Genomic DNA, 20096 nt, shown 5'->3' on the forward strand with positions numbered 1-20096 from the left:
GGAGGTAAAGAGACTAACCGCAGCATCAAAGTCATTGGCATTCATGTTGTTGATGTAGCCCAGCACCGTAGGATTGTTGATGCCCTCAATGCTGACCTTAGTCCGAAATGCTGGTGCCGTGGGAGGAGCTACGGGTTCTGAAACTTTTTTATAACTACCAGGAGCGTTGGGGTCAAATCCCATGCTAACTACGGTATTGCGGAGGATAGTAATTTGTTGACCTGGATCGGCACCTCGGATTGCTTCCAGCACTTCAGCCGCTTTAGGAGAAAGTTTGTACCCCTCTGGAATCGGAGCGACAATTCCCTGAGCCATCCATTCTCCTAACTGATACCAGAAGCCCAACTTGATATTTACGGTGAAGGATGCATAGGAACGACAGATGGGAGTATCAGTACGGTTAGCCAAATCATACATGACTCGGGTTTGAGCTTCAAAAGGCATTTGCTTGATTTGTTCCATAATGCCTTGAGCGAGGATCATGTTGGCAGCCCCAGGAGCCGCAACTGTGATAGATTTACCCATTTCTGTATAGGCAAACCAAAGTAATGCTAGTTGATCTTCAGCATTGAGCTGATTAAATGATTCGATAGTAGCTGGAACAATGTCAGCAATTAAGGTGCCGGGAAAAATACTTTGAGCCGACTGGAGGGTAAAAGACATAACAGAAATTCCAAAAAGAAAATTACAGTTCTATCGAATGTGAAAATCAAATGTGCAAACAAAGGAAATGCGTTTAGCTGTTACCAAAGGTACTTAAAACTAACGAGGACGCAAGCACAGTTGCGATCGCCTACGCCATCGCTCTAGTGAAGGCATAGTAATTTTGCGCCTGTTTAGTCTGATACTCAGTAATGAACAGCTATTTAGAAACCACTATTTGACACTGGTTTCACGCATTTTTTTGATTTTGTATCTTTATGTAAAGAAACATAACAAGTTTGTTACAAATAAGCAATACTTTCTCAGCTATCTATTGATAGTTTTTATTTATATGAAAGATGAGTTTTACTTAAGTAAATTATACATAGGATCTGTTTAGGACATTTCTGTATGTGTTACTTACAACAGCAATGCCATCGCCATCCAACTTTCACGACTGTATATACCTGACAAATCATAAAGACCCTACCTGGTGAGTACGGTTATTACTACTTTTATTTCTATATCAACTTATTGCAAAAAATATTTATAGTAATTTACATTCTTTTATATATAAATAAAAACAACGAGCAAAAAATAACAGGTAGAGACTTCTCTATTAACGAAAGGGGTCAAGTTAATGGATTTGCTATTGACACCAAAGTTTATGTTGTCGATGCTTCTTCAGATGCTGGTTTTACCGAATATACGGAAAAAATCGACAGACGTTTACCAATGCTTGCTTCACTTATACCTCTCGAAGTTATGGACAGACACGGTTTAATTGGATGGGTAACTAGCCATTAGATCGCACACTTCAAATTTACGAATTTTCCTCAATTGACGAATAGAACTATTTAGAGGCAAACTATGAAAGCTGATTTTGATTACCCTAAACAGGATTTGATTACACCAGTTGTTTTTAGACCTAATTTCAACAACTTTCTTTGAGACTATCAATACATATCAAGCCCGATCTTTATTTTTCACTGTTGGTAAAGACGACAACTGCGTGGGACAATCAATTGAATTAGGCAGGTTTGTCAGTAATCTCTTAATTGCTGCTGGAGTAACTGGAATTATTTGGACAATTTATTTCAGCCACTTAGTAAGAGCAAGTCTATTAACTTATTGTCTGTAGTAAGTTAAACTGAAGTCTTGGCTTTAGATAACAAGACTTTTTTCACTGTTTAATACATCTAAAGAATTCTCTTAGCTTGGGAAAAAATTTCATGTTAATTGGATTTATCAAACTTCCTAATTTATCCCGTTATTGTGGATATGTAGGTTTAGAAGTTGCAGAAATTGTTTCCAAACATCTTGCTGTTCAAAGTAAAACCTATGTAATTCAAAATAGAAGCATATTAATATATCAGCTTTTGAAGTCGGGTCTGGATTCTCATACAGCAAATCGAACTATTACTGTACTTATATCGAGTCCGATTTTGCAATCAACCAATAAAAATCAATGTGCCTTTATGAGTGTTGAGTGCTGAGTTTAGAATTTAGAGTTTGGAGTTATTAGTCCTCTCTTTTCATCTCTGGTATATGTTTTGCTTGAGTATCTAGTCTCCAAGTCTCCAAATTCAACGTAAGCAACGAATCGCTTCTAATAAACCTCTAGCTTTATTCAACGTCTCTTCGTATTCTTTCTCTGGTTCCGAATCAGCTACCAAACCGGCACCAGCTTGCACGGTAACCGTGTTATTATGCACCACCATTGTGCGAATTGCTATAGCACTATTTAATTGTCCTTCAAAATCATAATATCCATAAACACCGGAATAAACACCGCGACGACTAGACTCTAACTCGTGGATAATTTCCATTGCCCTAATCTTAGGTGCGCCGCTAACTGTACCTGCTGGAAAACAGGCTTTGAGTAAATCCCATGCTGTTTTATCAAGTGCTAATTTACCCACAACGTTACTGACGATGTGCATTACATGGGAGTAACGTTCAACTACCATTAATTCATCAACTTTGACGCTACCACTTTGGCAAACACGCCCCAAATCGTTTCGCCCTAAATCAACAAGCATCACATGTTCGGCAATTTCCTTAGGATCTTGGAGTAAATCCTGAGCTAGATCTGCATCTTCCTGGCTGGTTTTACCCCGTGGACGGGTTCCTGCAATTGGACGTACTGTGGCGATCGCTCCACCACCATCTGGATCTGTTTCGGCTTTTACCATGACTTCCGGACTGGAACCGATGATTTGCCAGTCTTGGAAGTGAAAATAAGCCATGTAAGGCGAAGGATTTATCTGACGTAGAGAACGGTAAAGGGCAAAAGGCTCGCCTGTGTATGCTGTTGATAATCGCTGGGAAATTACTACTTGAAAGATATCACCTGCTTTGATGCGATCTTTTGCCTTTTGGACACTGGCACAAAAATCAGGGCGGGTAAAGTTACTCTGATACTCCTGTGCCCCTCTGCTCCCCTGCTCCTCTGCTCCTTTGCTCCCAGGTGGATTCCATTCCAATCGAGTTTTTTCCGGCGATAGGGGTAGAGATAGCTTTTCCAGCATTTGGGCGACGCGATCGCAAGCTTCTTGATATGCTGCCTGTAAATCAACTTTCGGGTTGCGTAAATCAGCGTAGGCGATCGCCCAAATTTTCCGCTTTACCTGGTCAAAAATCAATAGGTGGTCTACCTGCATCCACAACCCATCAGGGATATTTCGCTCATCTGGTGGATGAATTGGCACACGCGGCTCTATCCAGCGAATCAATTCATAGCCCCAAAACCCAAACAACCCGCCAATTCCTGGCGGTAGCTGTGGTAATTTCACTGGGCGATAAGGTGCTAAACATTCGGCTAAAGCTGTAAAAGGGTCGCCGGGAAAAACCACCTGCGAACCATCGCGGTTTATTTGTGTCGTGCGATCGCCCCTTGCTTCCAAAACCCACACTGGATCGCAACCAACTAAACTATAGCGTCCCAGTTTTTCCCCGCCTTCTATGGATTCCAACAAAAAGCTATAGGGCTGACCTGCACAGACTTTATACCAAGCAGATACGGGCGTATCTAAGTCCGCTACCCATTCTTGATATACCGGAACGAAGTTGCCTTGTAAAGCTAGCTGAGAAAATTCAGAAAAATCGGGGAATACCATAAATACTTAAGGGGTTGGGCATGGGGTATAGGGCATGGGGTATGGGGCACAAGAGGCAGAGGTGCAGAGGGGATGGGGGGCAGAGGGGAAAGACTTGGTGTAACTTCCCCCTGCTCCTCTGCTCCTCTGTTCCTCTGCTCCCCAATGCCTAGTCCCTATACATCGTGGGTAGCTTTACCACTGAATTTGAGTTGTGCTGGATTAGGGTTTTTCCCAATGCTGCGTGGGACATAACGCACTTTTTCACGGCCTTCATTCACTTTTTCAGGGAAGACACCATCAGCAGGATGAATTGCAGTAGTTTCTCCATTGGGTAAAATCCGGTAGATTTTGTAGTCTGTAATCTTGAATTTCCGGAGTTGACCACCCAAAGCGATGCCTTGTTCTTTCCGAGCTAAGTACAGGAGGTTTTCGCCTTTGAGCATAGTGGCAGCACCACCTGTAGGCAATTCAAATACTTGCTCTTTGGGGCTAGTCCAAGTGATAGCGTACTTTTCTTCCACTTCTGCTTTCTTTAGCAAGCCACCAGTGCTGCCAGCAAATAGCGGGGTTTTTCCAGAGAGTGTTTCTGCCATAAAGATTATTCTCTCAACGTTTTTAGGGAATCCTAACACCGCAACCAGGATCATATTGCGATCGCGTCATAGACTGTAACAGTTTTTAGTCTTTTAGTCATAGGTCATTAGTCCTTTGTTAAAAACCAATCCCCAATACTTCGGCTACTTCGTCTTTGCGGTAGTTGAGCGTAGTCGAAACTCAGTACAAGTTTGCTCAGTACAAGTCCCCAATCCCCAATTCCTATTTACTCTTGACTTTCGTCCGCTTTTCCTCGTGGCTATTATGAACAATTGGGATGGTGAAGTGAAACTGACTACCCTGATCTTTGCCACTTGATTTAGCCCAAATTTCCCCACCCCAGCCATTGACAATTTGACGGCAAATTGCCAAACCAAGTCCAGTGCCGCCAGTGGTACGACGGAGCGCTCCTTCTTCTTGATAGAAGCGGTCAAAAACTACTTCTAAGCGATTCGGCTCAATGCCACGTCCTGTATCCGCCACGATGACTTCGACCATTTGATGGCTGTTACGAGCTTTAATGGTGATTTCTCCTTCGGGTGGCGTAAATTTACAAGCATTGTCTATGAGTTTTGCCAGTACCTCTACTAGCCAATCACCATCTGCTCTGACCAAAGGTAAATTTTGGGCAATTTGAGTCTTAATTTGGGGCGGCTTTTCCGTTGAAGAGCGGCTGCGAATTCGGCTGAGGGATAAATCTATACATTCTTGTAAGCTGAGAGATTCTGGATGCCATTCCACCCGACCGCTTTCTAAGTTGGAAAGTGTGAGGAAATCTTGTACTAGTTTTCGCATTCGCTCTGAGTCAGCAAGAGCAGTGTTGAGCATCACCTGTTGTAACTCTAACGGCATATCTGGCTCACTAGCGAGACTTTCTAGGCACACTTGAATGGTGGATAGAGGGGTACGAAGTTCGTGTCCAGTGATGGCTATGAGGTTGCTGCGGGTGCGGTCTAGAGCTTCTAGCTGTTGATTCAGTTCTTCTAAATTGGCGTAAGCTTCGGCTTGGATGAGAGCTGCTCCCACTTGGGTGGCGATCGCTTTTACCAAATCCAATTCTCCGGGTTGGCACTCGTGGGGTGGCATTTGGCAGTAGTGTAACTCGACAATACCCAATAATCGACCTTGATAAAATACTGGTTCCATTAACCAAGAACGAATAGCAAACTTTTTGGCAATCAAGGAAAGTCCCGGCGAATTGGTCACACGAGGGTCAGTCAGTGTATCTGTAACACAAACACCTTCATCTTGTTGCATTATGTCCCGAAATAAGGAATTGTTTTCTAACTCCCAAGTTTGTCCACGAACAGATAAAACACCAGCAGTTAAAAACTCGTGTTCAATAATGGCTTGGCTATCTGTGGCTTGAGCGCGGTAAATTAGACAGCGACAGGCTTCTAGATGTTGTCCTAATTCTTGTGCTGCCACTTGGAGAACTTCGTGAGGGTCGAGCGATCGCCGAATCGCAGTACTAATGGAGTTGACTAACCGTTCTTTGCGTGCTTGGGCAGTAATTGAACGGTAGGCTTTGTGCAATTTGTACTGACTAGCTTGCAAGTAAGTTACTAACCGTTGCACAAAGGGATCTGTGTCAATATCACAAGCATATTCGTTGATCTGTTCTGCTCCAAAGTAGCTTCTAGGTTGCCCAATGCCAAACCTCTGGTGTGCCTGCTTAATTTTCGTTGCCAGCTCTGGTCTGTAAACTAAAATCCTCTCTAACAGCAATTCGGCTGCTTTGAGACTAACCCCCCTTTCAGATGTCCAAATTCCCTCAAATCTTCGCGCTGTATCCATATCCAGACTAGGGCTTACCTCTGGTAGTTGCTTGTTTTTAGCAATAGAACCAAGGTTTTCTCGGCAAACCAAACAAGTCGCATAACTGTCAGCAATTACAACTAAATGCCACTCCTGACTTAAGCCATCGTCTGGCTCAAAAGCTATCTTTTCGTAGTGTTCTGAACTGTTGATGAAATCAGTTTCTGGAGCCGACAATACGTATATTTGATTACTCCGCAAGGCAAGTCGCTGATAGCGATGAGCTTCTTGGCGGTAGAATCTCTCCCGCTGGAAACTAGCAATTACAAGGGGTTGAGCTAAAGTCGCAGCCAAAACTTGATCTTCCATCGCGTGGGAGAGCGCCGTTAATGAAGCCTTAAAATATAGCTGGGGCCGCAAGTAGGGTAGGGACTTTAGCAGATCACTCAGCACTGAAGTCGAAATGCTCATGAATTATCGTTAAACGCCCAATCTCAACAAGATCCACGTCACAGCTGCATTGTACAAATTCCAACGGACTCTCAAGTTAAATAGACAGTTTCAATATGTAAACAACGCTAAAAAGCACTTTTTGCTCAGGCAAGCGCAACACTTTGTTACCAATTAGCAGGAGTGGGTGCAGCTTTATTTACAAAATTTAAAAGCCTTGAGTGGCAAATAGAGAAACAACGGCAATGCATTTGTCTTTCGCACCTTGGTATAGCGTAGTCATTTGCCATAGCCGTTTTGTTGTTTACCCAAGTCTTTTAATCCATTGGCTGGCATTGTGATGTTTTAAATAATAGACCACTAAGCCCAATATTATATATTCTCGACTAGGTTTACCAAATTGATCAACAGCAGTTAAAGCCTTGAGTTTGTCGCTAGAGGTAATAATCACAAATTAATTACCTCTTAGCAAGACGCTAAAACCAATATATATAGTTTATTGGGTGGCAATCGCCACCCAATAAATAAAGTCGGAATTCTTAAAAGGAATTCTTGAACGCAATAAAGAGTGCTGAGTTCGGAGTGCCTCGGCTAAGAGTGCGCCCACAAGTGGCGGGACAAAAACCCAAGTGCGAAAGTACTGAGTACTTCTTAATTCACTCAGCACTCAAGAGGGGCTAAACGCCCCCCTACCCATGTACAGCACTCAGCACTGAGTCGGATAAAGACCTGTACCAGAATCTTTGGCTGATGACACCAGAAAAAATTTTATTGGATGGAAGAACTTTATATTCCTGCTGAACAACTACCTATCCCGGAATGGCCTTGTGTTGTGAGTGAAAGACCACAGCCGAAACTAACGCTTAAAGATGATGATTTATTTTTGATTGCAGATACCATAGGGAATATTTCGGGCTGTTCCCTCAACGATAGGAACCCCAGTATAGGATTATTTTGCTGTGATACGCGATATCGCAATCGCTTGGAGTTGCAAATTGAAGGGCGATCGCCTCTACTCTTAAGTAGTAATATCCAAAAAGGGTTCTCACTCTCAGTTTTGTGTACCAATCCCAGAATTGACGAACGCCTAAGAGCCGAGACTATGGGAATTCACCGGGAAATGGTACTCAATGGCGCACTCTTTGAAGAAATAGAAGTATCTAACTACAGCACAAAGACCGTTATAGCAGTTCCCTATCGAGTGAGGTACAGATTAAAGCAATAAAGTTCCTGTGTAGTGGGCATCCCGAAGCGCCCTTGTGTACTTCACCAGAACAGGAACCGCTATAGCCCTCTTCTGTCACTCTCCGAGATAAGCAAGTAGTAACAAAGTGAAATTATCCAGAAGCATAACAGGTTTTAAATTGATTCATTGCACTAATTAATTGATTGAATCCCAGCAATAATTTAGAATTTGGGAAAATATGTATCCAGGGATAAATTAACCAAAATAGTAAGAGTGGTTGGGCAATGAGACGCAGATTATTTAGAGTATTTTTCCATCCGCATTCATGGTTCCATTGTTGATGATTAGAAAAATCAACATCACTATTTTTTTGAACCTCAGCTTCAATTTGACGAGATTTATTTAAGCTTAAGAAGGCTGGAGAATTTAAACTAATCATTGTGTACACACAAAAAATAATTTCCCACCACCTTTCTATATGTTGAAAATTTGTGAACCGATAATCTGTCCAGCCGAGTTCCTGTTTACACTGTCGAAATCCATATTCTACCCAGGTTCTTAATCCATATAAATCGCCTAAAGTTTTTTTGAGTTTTCCTTGAAGATTTGTCATCACAAATGTTGTAGAATTTTCTGGCATGGTTTCTGGGTCAGTAGTTATTTCCCAGTAAGTTATGGCTCTTTTTTTACCATAAATTATTTCCCTAATGTATCGGGTTTCTGATTTTTGATTGCTAAATGTTCTTTCAAATTTACACCACTTATTAGCCCTAACGCTTTGTCCTGCTGGCAACCAGACTCCATGATTACTTCTTATTGCTACGACATAATCTAATTTATATTCAGCTACTTTTCTAATAAATTGGCTACTTTCACCATATAAACTATCTGCCAGTACCAGTTTAATGTTAAAACCTGATTCAATTAATTCTGTAATGATGTCTGACGCTAACTCTATTTTAGTTTTATATTTATCCTCCTCTTTTAACGTTCCTTTGGGTTTGAATACTTTTACAGTTAATGGAAACGTTATATTAGAATAAACTCCATAGGCATTGACTGAAACTATTCCATTATCGACTTTTCCTACACTTCCTAGATATTGCCTGGCTACATAATCAGTCTTTTTACCTTTTTTTCTATCTCCGGTTTCATCTATTACTACTGTAATCGCATTTCCATTTAGTGCTTTTTTAAGTTTATTTAATCTTAGTTGTTTTAATTTATCTACTGACCAGTCTGAATTGGCTAAAAAATGATGTAATGACTGTGCGGAGTTTATACTTACGACTTTCGCTATCTCTGGTAATGATTTTCTTTTAATTTGTGACATTATTCCCAGATGTAAATATTTGAAGCATTCATAATTTCTTACTTCTTTAAACAGGTCTTTATACTCTGCACAATATTCATCTATGGTCGCAACTGTTGGGTGAGCATCTCTTGCCAAATGTTTCAAAATTTGTAATTCTACATCCATTGCCCTACTTACCTTTCAGGGTTTTCTTTTTTTATTCTTTTATTTAGAATAACCGGAAAGTGACAGAAGAGGGATAGTTTTGAATTCAGCATCAGCTTTAATGCAGATTTTGTCGATTTATTTGAAGTTCGGGGTTCTGAAAGAGAAAAACGAGATAGGCTTTTACATCTAGTGGAACCTACGGCTGAGGAAGAATCTTTAACATTACCCGCATTAGCTCAGATAAGAGTACTTTCAATCAAGTGATTCAGCGAGCCGAGCAAGATATCTACCTGCCTCCTACCTTCTTCAAAAATAAAGGCGTACTTGTGTACGCCTCTTTAGCCGATTCATTTGTTGAAAAGTTTTTTCAAAATAGCTTACCTAAATACATTTTAGTTAAAAGAGCTTGAGAAATTATTGGGGTCTAAATCAGTAGGAAATAAAACAATTTCCTTTCCTTCTAGGTTTGCTTTCTGGTACAACAAAATGGCCTTTTGTAAAGAACAATATTTAATTGGCACCCAGCCATTGCTATAAAAGTAGACAGTCACTCGGCTCATTGCATACTCTTTCAACGGTAGTGGAAGGTACCAGGACGAGTCCACAATTTGAACCTCAGTTGTTGAGTCCATGCTTTGAACCTCAGTTGCTAAGTATATTTACCTCATCCATCACTTCCACTACTTTCACTTATCCAGTTAATTTTTAGTAACTATCATAAGTAATAAACTAATTTGTCTGAAAGTTGGATCTTTAAGACATAACCCGTAAAAGTTTTAATTTTCTCGTTTAGCCCTTCTCTTCGAGATGCCCAATGCCCAAAAATTAAAATCCTGCCAAATGATGTGAAGGTTTCAAACTCAGGGATGATGAGCAATTAGCAATTAAATTGACAAAATCACACTATAAAGAGTGATATTTAAGCGATAGATAGCGCTTGTAAAGGATAAAGGGCATGATTAAATCTTGGATGGTGATTGGGGGTGTGGCTTTCTTAGTTGCTCTGGCGGCTAACGTGATTACGCCAGGCGATCGCCAATGGTTCAAGCGCTTACAAAGACCGAGATGGCTAACTTTTGAGGGCGCAATTCCCATTATTTGGACTGTAATATTCATTTGTGGTGCTTGGTCGGCTTATATTGTCTGGGAAAAAGATCCAGGAACCACCTCAACTTGGTTGATCATGGGTTTATATCTGCTGTTAGAAATTGTCACCATTGCCTATACACCTGTAATGTTTAGACTTCGCAGCCTAAAAGTGGGCACAATTCTCGGTGGCACAGGTTTTATTATTAGTGCTTTATTGATACTTGCAGTCTTAAGTATTTCTGTTTGGGCAGGACTGTTACTAGTTCCTTATTTTCTCTGGAGTCCCATTGGAACTTATACAACTTGGCAGATGATGAACCTCAATCCTCAAGACGCCTAAAACAGACATTTAGTAATCCTCTATAACTACAACTTCATTGTCAAAAGTCCAGAGTCAAGATTAAGTTTTGACAGTCTTGAGGAATAACTATGCAATTGAAATGCATATTAGCTTACCCCAGGACAGATACCTGTCTTTTTTATTTCTGAGTATGCCAACGCTTGTAGCCGTGGAAGTGTAAAAATATATATGTAAACTTTATTTACAAAGTCACTTATGCCGAAAGCAATTTGGAATGGGGCAGTTTTAGCCGAAAGCGATAATACCGTAGTTGTGGAAGGCAACCATTATTTCCCATCTGACACAATTAAAAAAGAGTACTTTCAAGAAAGTAACACTCACACGACTTGTCCTTGGAAAGGTGTCGCTAGCTATTACAGTATCGAAGTTGATGGACAAGTCAACAAAGATGCTGCTTGGTATTATCCCAGCACCAAGGAAAAGGCTAAGAATATTGAGGGCTATGTCGCCTTCTGGAAGGGTGTAAAAGTTGAATGAATGAGGTCAATCGATAAATAGCTAAACGGTGCGTTATGGTGTTAACCATAACGCACCCTATCAAAACATGATTATAAACCAATACAGTTTAGATAAACCCAAAACCGTCATGGAGAGACGCGATTTATCGCGTCTTCTTCAAATACGAATTATCTCCACTAATCACCTTTAACCCAACCGAATTGAATTATCAGTTTTTAATTAGATGCTGCTTTTTCCGTGACATTACGAATTATTTCATCTAATGTTTGGAGTAATTCTTGCTCGTTATAAGGTTTGGAAAAGTAGGCTCTCGCACCTAATTGCATAGCCAGTTGGCGATGTTTATTACTACTACGAGAAGTTAGCATAGCAACTGGAATATTTTTCGTATCAACATCTGAATTTACGCGACCTAAAAAACCATAACCATCAAGGCGAGGCATTTCTATATCACAAATTACTGCCTCGACTCTCAATCCATTTTGGAGTTTATCTAAAGCATCTTGACCATCTTTAGCTTGTTCTACTTGATACCCTCCTTTTTCCAAGGTTAGAGCTAAGAAGCGGCGAACATTAATTGAGTCATCTACAATCAAGATTGTGCCTTTAAACTTGGTAGATATTGCTGATATTTTTTCTTCGTCAAATATCAGGAAGGGTGTCTTTAATCTTGCTGATGGTAATTGAGTACCTCTAGAAGTCTTCTGATTAGTAGCAATCCAATAAAGCAATTCGTTGGTATTAACTAGTGGTACTACTCTACCATCACCAAGAATTGTGCAATTACTAAAGCCATGAGGCAAAAGTATATTTCCTTCGACTTGGCGGATAGCAACTTCTTGTTCACCCCAACAACGGTCTATTTGTATTCCTACCAGTTGATTATTACCTTTAACTACTAACACGCTGTTAGTATTAATTGCTGCGGGAGTTTCCAGTTCTGAGCTATCGTAACGCAAGCAATTAAATTCTAAGTAGCGACTCAAGCGAATTAGTGGTAACATGCTTCCTTGCCAATTTAGGACTTCGCTACCCGCCATTTGGAAAACTCGGTCGTTTTGGAGTAAGGATATTTCGGAAATGACATCTGTGGGAAATGCTAATAGCATTTTGTTGATTTCTACTAGTAGCACTCGTGCGACAGAAAGTGTAAATGGAACTGAGAGAGTGAAGGTAGTACCAACTCCTGGTTCCGTATCAACTTTGACATCTCCTCGAATGATTTTCAAGTTGTTACGAACCACATCCATACCGACACCGCGACCAGATAATGTTGTCACTTGATTGGAAGTGCTAAAACCTGGTTCAAAAATTAGTGATAAAAGTTCTTCATCACTAGCGTTAGCGATGAGAGAAGCATCCAATCCCATAGCTAAGGCGCGGCTGCGAATTTTCTCTAGAGAAATGCCCCAACCATCATCACGTATACTAATCAGCGTGCGATTACCATGATGAGCCGCTTTAATTTCAATCAATCCTTGTTCTGGTTTACCAAGAAGATGACGGGTAGAATGGTCTTCAATACCATGATCGAAGGCATTCCTTAATAGGTGCATTAAAGGCTCGTTCAAAGCTTCTAAAATGCTGCGTTCAATTAGAGTATTCCCACCTTCAATTTTTAAGTGTACATTTTTTCCATACTCTACATTTAAGTCACGTAAAGCTCTAGGAAAACGATCGAGTAAATCCGATAGCGGCCGCATCCGGATATGATTGAGTTTTGTTTGTAATTGTTTTGATGTTTTGTTAATTTTGCGAGCAATCTGGTCTGTATCATCTACACTTAATTGCACATCAGTTGAGACTTCCTGCACCTGAACAATGGTTTCCATAACTTCCTGCGATCGCAGATTTAAATCGTTATAACGATCCATTTCTAAAGCATCAAATCCCCTTTGCGCGTCTGGTGTATGGTTATTTTCAAGTATTTGCCCAGTCACAGGCATGGCAAATTGAGTAGAAATTTTATCGTAAGCTGTACGTAGGTCTTGGTTTTCTCGGTCGAGAGTTTGTACTCGCTGGTTGAGATTACGAACAAGTTTGCGTAATCTTTCTAATTGAGCATTTAATCCATTCCGCTGAACAATTAATTCACCAAATAAATCATTAATTTGTTCTAGTTGTTTACTAGGAACTCGAACAGTATTTTCTTGAGTTTCCCGTTCTTTAGCAACGCCGATTTTGGCATCTATAGTATTACTTTCTATTGCAAAGATTGTACTATGTTCTGTAATGTTGACAGCATTAACATCATCTGCAAATTCTGCATCTAAGAACGTAAAATTAGCAGCAATTGTTTCATCTTTACTCTCAGTTTCTGTAGATATTGAAACTATTTCTGTCTCCAGGATATCTGCGTCAGTTCCGTCTGTCCCAAGAAACTGTTCTATTACTTCTGTTTTTAATATTAGCTGGGATTGGTTAGAACTAGCAAATTTAATTTCTGTAGGCAAGTTATCTAATTGATTTGTCAGTACTAAAGCTTGCGATCGCCGCCATGCTTGCAATGCTAACTGAGCGATTTCGGGAATGCGATCGCTGCTAGCAGTAGCTAATTGCTGTGTTACTGACTCACAAAGCTTGCTAAAAGCCCCTAACTGGAGCATTTCCCCCAAACCGCTCAATTCCGCTGCCATGATGGTAACTTCTTCTTGCAAACCAAGCTGTGGGGTATTTGCCAACACAGACTCTAAACGCTGCAAACACTCTTCTACTTCCGTTTCAAATAGCAAAGGAATGACATCTTGCCCATCTTCTGGGGATAGCATCGTTGTAGCATCTTCAGGGGTGGGGTCACCCAAGCGATCGTGCAACTCATCAAAAATTGGGTAACAAAAAGTTGCTAACCACTGCTCCTCGACAACATTTCCTTGTGAAAGCAATTCGACAATTTGACGCAGCCAATCAACTCCAGATAGCAATAAACTTTGCAACTGGGTATCAATTTCTAAAGAATTTTTTCGAGTTTTTAAAACTTTAAAAGAATCTTCCAGACGATGGGATAAATCACTAAGCGATCGAAATCCCATCATCGCCGCGCCACCTTTGATTGAATGAGCGGCTCGGAGTGCAGCATTGATTTTATCTAAATCAATGTGGTTACTCGTATCGATTTCTAGTAATACCCCTTCTAGGGTATTCAAATAATCAGTTGCTTCTTCCAGAAACTGCATCTGGATTTCTAACTCTTTGTCATTTAACATGCTTTTTTGTCCTTAGTCATTAGTCATTAGGTTAAGGCTAAAGTTATTTGTCAAAGTCAATTTTTTTTAAGGAACTGCAGAGAACACAGAGAGAATAAAGAGCAGGAAGATATGCTTCACGGAACTGTATTGGATCATTAGTCATTAGTTAGGACTTATCTTTTAACCAATGACAAATGACGAACTTAGCTAACCTTGAAAGTTCCCACAGTCTCTTGCAACTGCTGGGAAATCTCCACAGTTTGTTGCAGAGATTCAGAAATCTGAACAGAAGAATCGCTGGTGCGTTGTGATACGGCAGCGATATCTTTCATCAATTGGCTAACACTTTGTGATGTTTCTACCTGAGATGCAGTTGCAGTGGAAATCGACTGCACTAAGGAGTCAATTTGACGCGATACATCCAAAATCTGACTTAGACTTTCCTTTGCCTCCTCTACAATTCGAGTACCTTCCACCACTTGGCTAGTTCCGATTTCCATCGCCTGAACCACTTCGCTGGTTTCTCGTTGGATGTTCTCAACAATTTCTTCAATTTCTTGGGTAGCAGCGGCGCTGCGGATTGCTAGTTCGCCGACTTCTTCGGCAACTACGGCAAAGCCTTGACCTTCTTCACCCGCACGCGCTGCTTCAATCCCGGCGTTAATGGCGAGTAAGTTGGTTTGAATGGCAATTTGGTTAATTAAGGAAACCACGCGAGAAATCTGTTGAGAAGACTCACCGAGGCGCTTGACTTTTTTAGCAGTTTCACCAACGGTTTCTCGCATAGAGAGGATGTTTTGTACTGTTAAATCCATTGCGTGTCCACTTTGAGTAGCGCTAAGAGCAGCATGGTTAGCAATAAAAGCGGCTTTTTCGGCACTTTCGGCTACAGCTTTCATCGATTGGGTCATTTGGTCAACAGCATCAAGAGTACGGTTGATTTCACCAGCTTGGGTGAGTGCTTCTTCTGCTAGTTGGCGGATGGCTCCTTCGTTAGAGCCAATGGCAGTATTTACTTGAGTAGCAGCTTGTTTAACTTGGGTAACAATATCCCGCAGACTTTCGATGATGGAGTTAAAAAAGTCAGCAACAGTACCTATTTCCCCGGCTGTCACATCTGCACGTACTGTCAAGTCGCCTCTAGCTGCACCTTCTATGTCATCAAGTAATTCTAAAAGTTGTTGTTGCAGTGCTTCGTTTTCTTGCCGTTCTTCATGAGAGCCTTTAACTACAACATTCTTGACTTGTTCTATTTCGCCTAGTAGCTTGGCTTCTTCTAATGCATAGCCGATTTGCGTTGCTATCTGTTGAAACAAGTTAATTTCAGGCTGTTGCCAAACTCGAGGGGTTTCACAATGATGAGCAATTAATAAGCCTAAAAGTTGGTCTTGAACAATAATCGGTGCGATCAAATTAGCTTTGACGGCAAATTTTTCTAATAGTTGAATGTAACCATCGGCATTTCTCAACTTTTGGTCTTGATAAATATCAGCTATTGCTTGGACTCTACCATCTCGATAAGTTTCTATATGGAATTTCTGAAAATACGAATGGTCGATTTGCACTCCAATCATTTCTGACCAATTGCCACTTACTGATTCCGCGACAACGACACCGTCTTTATTATCTGGACTCAGATAATAAATGATTACTCGGTCTGTTTTTATAGCTAGTTTAACTTCTTTAACTGCTGCTTGAGAAATATCTTCAATTGTGAGAATTTTCCGAATCTTTAGGGTAATATCTGCTAGTAATTTTGCCTCTTCAACATCTAGTTCGTGTTCGTTGGCCAAGACCTGTAATTGTTCAGCCATCTGGTTTATATTCGCACTCAGTACCCCTAATTCGTCTTGTCTTTGTGTGTCCAAACGGGTATTCAATTTTCCTTGAACTAGCTTTGCTAATGCTGCACTTGCATTCAGAATTGGCTGTGTAGTTAATTTAGCTAACCGAGATGCGATCGCTGCGACAATCAAAGCTGTCAATCCAGTACCAATTGCTATAATCCACAACAATTGTCTTTGCGGCTCAAAGACAATTGCTGTGTCTGTAGAAAGAAGTACCTGCCAGTTTAAATCAGGTAACCCTTCTAAGTTAGTCGATGGAACATAGCTAACTAATTCTTGTTTTTTATAACTTTTGGGAACTTCAATAAAACTATCTACTTTTTTTGCTGCTAACAGTTTAGCTAAATTACGATATTCTGCCTTCGCTTCTTTACCCAATAAATTCTGTTGTGAACTCAAGAAAACTTTTCCCGAATCATCAATTAAGTAGTATTGTTGGCCTTTAATTCCATAATTTTTGATGACTTCATCTAAATATTTTACAGGCATACGCGCTCTGACTACGCCAATAGTTTGATTCCTGTTTGTATCTTTAATCGGTGCAGCTATGTCAATACTTACTATACCAGTACTTTTTGCTGCTTCTGGATTACTAATAACCGGAGCATCTTTTTGCAGAACCTCTTGAAAATAGTTACGGTCTTTCTGGTTTTCTGGAAGTTCGCCTGTAGATTGAACAATTAAGTTGCCTTGACGATCAAAAAGGGCGACACTATCATAAGCTTTGTAAGCTTCGACGATGCGATTAAAAACTGCTTGCTTTTGTTCATTACTTGTGCTTACACTAGCTTGATAGTTTGTCAAAAATGGCAAACTAGATATGACTTGGATATCTCCATAGCGTCCCAACATAAAACGGTTAACTTTATCGCTTAAACCAGTGGCTTCGGCTTGTTGAGACTGGGTAATTTGCTTAGTAATGGATTTGTTCGCAAAGCTAAAAGCGATCGCGCCTATGCCCAATATTGGTATTGTACCAATGGCGATCGCCAAAATTGTTGCTTTCGTAACTAAGCTCAACTTTGTCAAATAGTTAATAGCCTGACTCAAAGAAGAATTACTCACAGTTTCAGTAATAGACTTAGCTGGAAGCTTTACTCCACTACCAATAACTTTTTGAGATGAAATCAGCGATGCTCGATTTTGAGGACTACTACCATTATTCATGTCAGTTTTATTAAACATAAGATTAGTTCTCCTAAATATGTGAATAAAAACACTATAGAAAGAGTTCAATAATTAGAAGTCAGAATTTATTTTATTCTTGTACGAATAGAATATTCATAACTATTCTGACTCCTGAATTCAACTCTAATCACTGCGGAGAATAGAAGACTGGACAATAGCCTGAGAATCTAATACAAGTAATATTTCTTTTTGTTGCACAACACAGCCACATAAATAAGGCACTAAGCTAGATGCCACTTGTCCTATAGGAGAATGAATCTCATCAGCAACAAACTTAGTTGTACCTTTTATTTCTTGTACAACTAACCCCAAAAGCATTGATTCCACCCGAATCACAATCGCATTATACTGACGCACCCGATAATCGAGAGATTCTAAATTCAGCATTCTTGGCAAATCAATTACCCAAATTATCCTACTCCGCCAATTCATTAACCCTAATATGCAGTGGGGCATATTCGGCATTGAAGTAATCGATTCAATGGGTACAAGAATAGCTTCTTGTGTATGCTTCATTGATAAAACAGCAGCAGTTTGTTGATTTAGCTGGAATTTCAAATAACCGTCTGCTAAGTTATTTTCGGCTGGTTTGGGGGAAACTAAAATTTTTGTACTAGTCATTGGTTCAAATTACCACTGATTTAATAGTGCGTAGCAGATGATCGCGGGTGTAAGGTTTAGTTATATAGGCATCTGCACCTTGTCTCATCGCCCACAAACGGTCAATTTCATGATTTTTAGAACTACAAATTACAATCGGCACTTTTGCAGTAATTGGATTTCTTCTGAGGGAACGACACAACTCAAATCCACTCATTTCTGGCATGACTACATCAGTAACGATCGCATCTGGTTTTTCTAACACAGCTTTTTCTAAAGCTTCTTTTGCACCAGTAGTTTTGATGACGTTGTAACCACTTTCTTTGAGATAATGGCTCATTAATTCCAATTCACTGGGAGAATCTTCAACAATTAGAATTGTGCCAAGTAAAGTCAGGCTCACTATAAAATCTCCTAAAAAGTAAATTAAAATGATTAAATTTTACTAAATTAGCCCAGATGTTTAAAAACCATTTTTAGCAATTCTGATTGTGTAAACGGCTTCGTCAAATATCCTGATGACCTGACCATTTTAGCTTTTGCTCTATCAATAAATCCTGTCCTGCCAGTCACCATGATGATAGGTGTACTTTTAAAAGCCGAATGTTTTCGTAATAATGAACATAGTTCATAGCCGTCTAAACTTGGCATTTCAACATCTAGCAAAATCAGATCTGGCTTACTCCGCAGAATTTGCATTAAAGCTTTGACTGGATCGTTGATCGTTACAACAGAAAATGTGTTTTCATCCAAAAAGTGCTTAATGGAATTCAACACTGTTTGACTATCATCAATACAGGCAATTGTATATAAGTTTTTGCCAACAGGTAACTGAGTCGTTTTATTATTATTTTCAGAAATATCAAAATTGATTTGTCTCGGCGATTTTTGCCCAAGTTTTATTTGCAACTGTGGCTGAACTTGAGACAGTTGTGTTGTTGGCAAAACTTGAGAATTTCCACCAGCAGGAATTGATGACTGAATATTTTGCCGATTTCTTAACTGCTTTTGACAGTGTTCGACAAGTAATCGCAAATCCAGACGACAGAACTTTGGTAGTTCATCTAAAGAGTTTTCTGGACTAAATTCATAGCTACCTTCTTTTAAACACAGAAATGATTCCAGTACTTCTTTTGCTAATTCGTCTATCAGGGTTGCTGCTTGCACAGGGGCGATCAAATTCTGATTGACTAACCAGCAAATAGCTTGATAATCTGGGTTTAGTATTGATTGATGTTCATTCTTTGTCTCAAACATCAACCGCATCTGTATGCGATTAGCGCTGTTGAGAGCAGGAATTTGCTGACTCAAGCGCCGCAAATGACTATCGAGCCGTTCAAACAGTTTATCCGAATAGGAGGCATAAGTAAGTTTACCGTCCTCTAGATAAATTGACCAAGAAACTATCCCTGTAAATACGCTTAAGCAACCTGTAGCACGCCGACTGGTTAATTGTGCCAACAGAGATAGCGGATGTAGTTTTTGGAACAACCTGTAGTTACCTATAGGAGTTGTGCTCATTTTGCTTTTACTCAGCTAAATTCGATATGTGTAAGCTAAATTCGTGCAGAGTTCTTCCACAATGAAAGTTAAGTAAAAGGCTTCAATATTTTGTAATTTAAAGTACACAAATTTTGCCTCTAATATTTGTGGTGAAACTCAACGAAAGTCGCATTATTTTCAAATGCTCAAATCTCAGTAAATTAGTAAATTGTGATTAATTTACTTTCTGTTACTGAGATTTATAGACATTTTTGAACAATAAGACATAGAAATGTCAAGACTAGATGAAGCCACTTTCCATTGAGTAACCCCATTCTGACCACAGGAATAATACTGATTTTCTTAAAATAATATATTTGAACTTCTGTATTTACACTTAAAATAAATTCAGTACTTCAGCATTTAAATAGTAATACAAGCCACTTTTAATTAAGTATTTCAGTGAAAAGTTAAGTAAAAATACTGAATAAATAAAAAATAATAAAACACATTTAAAAATTCTAAATCCAGGAATAAAATATTTAAGTAAACTTTAACACTAGTAATTACCTGTAGACCATTGAGTAGAGGTATGGATTTGAAACTCGGCAAAAGAACAAGGGTAGTAAATACTTAGCAGTATAATTGGGGTTTATCTATGATTTACGCGTTAGGGAAGAACCAAATTAACT

The 20096-nt window shown here is 39.7% G+C and carries 13 protein-coding genes and 3 pseudogenes (1 of these 16 cut by a window edge); 6 read left to right on the forward strand and 10 right to left on the reverse strand.

Annotation, left to right across the window (positions count from 1 at the left end):
* Positions 1 to 663: the 5' portion of an orange carotenoid protein N-terminal domain-containing protein gene (locus ACFG4S_RS02425; protein WP_392533294.1), read on the reverse strand. Its footprint begins 300 nt before the window's first position; only the first 663 of its 963 coding nucleotides appear in the window; the start codon lies at positions 661 to 663; its stop codon lies beyond the left edge, outside the window.
* Positions 664 to 1176: 513 nt separating this feature from the next.
* On the opposite strand from ACFG4S_RS02425, the gene ACFG4S_RS02430 reads away from it, so the two are divergent.
* Both ACFG4S_RS02430 and ACFG4S_RS02435 read left to right on the forward strand, forming a co-directional pair.
* Complete coding sequence (locus ACFG4S_RS02430; RefSeq protein WP_392533295.1) at positions 1177 to 1449, forward strand: high light inducible protein; 273 nt, start codon at positions 1177 to 1179, stop codon at positions 1447 to 1449.
* A gap of 63 nt (positions 1450 to 1512) precedes the next feature.
* Positions 1513 to 1783, forward strand: a pseudogene (locus tag ACFG4S_RS02435) (hypothetical protein).
* A 445-nt stretch (positions 1784 to 2228) separates the two neighbouring features.
* Here the strand turns inward: ACFG4S_RS02435 and trpE are convergent.
* The 3 genes from trpE to ACFG4S_RS02450 all read right to left on the reverse strand — a co-directional run bounded on the left by trpE (position 2229) and on the right by ACFG4S_RS02450 (position 6566).
* On the reverse strand, positions 2229 to 3761 hold the full coding sequence (trpE, locus tag ACFG4S_RS02440) for an anthranilate synthase component I (protein ID WP_392533296.1): 1533 nt from the start codon (positions 3759 to 3761) through the stop codon (positions 2229 to 2231).
* A gap of 155 nt (positions 3762 to 3916) precedes the next feature.
* The gene (locus tag ACFG4S_RS02445; RefSeq protein WP_392533297.1) at positions 3917 to 4336 is read right to left on the reverse strand and encodes a photosystem I reaction center subunit II PsaD; all 420 of its coding nucleotides are present in this window, start codon (positions 4334 to 4336) and stop codon (positions 3917 to 3919) included.
* A gap of 223 nt (positions 4337 to 4559) precedes the next feature.
* Positions 4560 to 6566, reverse strand: a complete 2007-nt coding sequence (locus tag ACFG4S_RS02450) for a DICT sensory domain-containing protein (protein ID WP_392533298.1) — start codon at positions 6564 to 6566, stop codon at positions 4560 to 4562.
* Between the two features lie 729 nt (positions 6567 to 7295).
* Here ACFG4S_RS02450 and ACFG4S_RS02455 point away from each other — a divergent pair.
* Positions 7296 to 7728: pseudogene (locus tag ACFG4S_RS02455) on the forward strand (glycogen debranching N-terminal domain-containing protein); the annotation flags it as partial.
* A gap of 154 nt (positions 7729 to 7882) precedes the next feature.
* Here the strand turns inward: ACFG4S_RS02455 and ACFG4S_RS02460 are convergent.
* Complete coding sequence (locus ACFG4S_RS02460; RefSeq protein ID WP_392530294.1) at positions 7883 to 9211, reverse strand: IS701 family transposase; 1329 nt, start codon at positions 9209 to 9211, stop codon at positions 7883 to 7885.
* A 75-nt stretch (positions 9212 to 9286) separates the two neighbouring features.
* On the opposite strand from ACFG4S_RS02460, the pseudogene ACFG4S_RS02465 reads away from it, so the two are divergent.
* From ACFG4S_RS02465 to ACFG4S_RS02475, 3 genes and pseudogenes are all read left to right on the forward strand, one after another.
* Positions 9287 to 9412: pseudogene (locus tag ACFG4S_RS02465) on the forward strand (glycogen debranching N-terminal domain-containing protein); the annotation flags it as partial.
* Positions 9413 to 10148: 736 nt separating this feature from the next.
* Positions 10149 to 10622: a TspO/MBR family protein gene (locus ACFG4S_RS02470; protein ID WP_392533299.1), complete on the forward strand. Its 474-nt coding sequence runs from the start codon at positions 10149 to 10151 to the stop codon at positions 10620 to 10622.
* A gap of 216 nt (positions 10623 to 10838) precedes the next feature.
* Positions 10839 to 11120: a DUF427 domain-containing protein gene (locus ACFG4S_RS02475; RefSeq protein ID WP_392533300.1), complete on the forward strand. Its 282-nt coding sequence runs from the start codon at positions 10839 to 10841 to the stop codon at positions 11118 to 11120.
* A 197-nt stretch (positions 11121 to 11317) separates the two neighbouring features.
* Here ACFG4S_RS02475 and ACFG4S_RS02480 read toward each other — a convergent pair whose 3' ends face one another.
* The 5 genes from ACFG4S_RS02480 to ACFG4S_RS02500 form a co-directional block, all read right to left on the reverse strand.
* The gene (locus ACFG4S_RS02480; protein WP_392533301.1) at positions 11318 to 14305 is read right to left on the reverse strand and encodes a response regulator; all 2988 of its coding nucleotides are present in this window, start codon (positions 14303 to 14305) and stop codon (positions 11318 to 11320) included.
* 185 nt (positions 14306 to 14490) lie between these two features.
* Positions 14491 to 17319 (reverse strand): methyl-accepting chemotaxis protein, encoded by a 2829-nt coding sequence (locus ACFG4S_RS02485; RefSeq protein ID WP_392533302.1) that lies wholly within the window; start codon positions 17317 to 17319, stop codon positions 14491 to 14493.
* Between the two features lie 126 nt (positions 17320 to 17445).
* Complete coding sequence (locus ACFG4S_RS02490) at positions 17446 to 17943, reverse strand: chemotaxis protein CheW (protein WP_392533303.1); 498 nt, start codon at positions 17941 to 17943, stop codon at positions 17446 to 17448.
* A 4-nt stretch (positions 17944 to 17947) separates the two neighbouring features.
* Positions 17948 to 18325, reverse strand: coding sequence for a PleD family two-component system response regulator (locus tag ACFG4S_RS02495; protein ID WP_392533304.1), 378 nt, complete (start codon positions 18323 to 18325; stop codon positions 17948 to 17950).
* Positions 18326 to 18372: 47 nt separating this feature from the next.
* On the reverse strand, positions 18373 to 19443 hold the full coding sequence (locus ACFG4S_RS02500) for a response regulator (RefSeq protein WP_392533305.1): 1071 nt from the start codon (positions 19441 to 19443) through the stop codon (positions 18373 to 18375).
* Between the last annotated feature and the right edge of the window lie 653 nt (positions 19444 to 20096).

It is taken from the genome of Nostoc sp. C117 (assembly GCF_043099735.1).
In the GTDB taxonomy this organism is placed as follows: domain Bacteria; phylum Cyanobacteriota; class Cyanobacteriia; order Cyanobacteriales; family Nostocaceae; genus Nostoc.

Excerpts from the sequence above, each read along its gene's own strand:
- ACFG4S_RS02500 (WP_392533305.1), bottom strand. The coding sequence starts at position 19,443 with ATGAGCACAACTCCTATAGGTAACTACAGGTTGTTCCAAAAACTACAT.
- ACFG4S_RS02480 (WP_392533301.1), bottom strand. The coding sequence starts at position 14,305 with ATGTTAAATGACAAAGAGTTAGAAATCCAGATGCAGTTTCTGGAAGAA.
- ACFG4S_RS02490 (WP_392533303.1), bottom strand. The coding sequence starts at position 17,943 with ATGACTAGTACAAAAATTTTAGTTTCCCCCAAACCAGCCGAAAATAAC.
- trpE (WP_392533296.1), bottom strand. The coding sequence starts at position 3,761 with ATGGTATTCCCCGATTTTTCTGAATTTTCTCAGCTAGCTTTACAAGGC.
- ACFG4S_RS02475 (WP_392533300.1), top strand. The coding sequence starts at position 10,839 with ATGCCGAAAGCAATTTGGAATGGGGCAGTTTTAGCCGAAAGCGATAAT.
- ACFG4S_RS02450 (WP_392533298.1), bottom strand. The coding sequence starts at position 6,566 with ATGAGCATTTCGACTTCAGTGCTGAGTGATCTGCTAAAGTCCCTACCC.
- ACFG4S_RS02470 (WP_392533299.1), top strand. The coding sequence starts at position 10,149 with ATGATTAAATCTTGGATGGTGATTGGGGGTGTGGCTTTCTTAGTTGCT.
- ACFG4S_RS02460 (WP_392530294.1), bottom strand. The coding sequence starts at position 9,211 with ATGGATGTAGAATTACAAATTTTGAAACATTTGGCAAGAGATGCTCAC.
- ACFG4S_RS02445 (WP_392533297.1), bottom strand. The coding sequence starts at position 4,336 with ATGGCAGAAACACTCTCTGGAAAAACCCCGCTATTTGCTGGCAGCACT.
- ACFG4S_RS02485 (WP_392533302.1), bottom strand. The coding sequence starts at position 17,319 with ATGTTTAATAAAACTGACATGAATAATGGTAGTAGTCCTCAAAATCGA.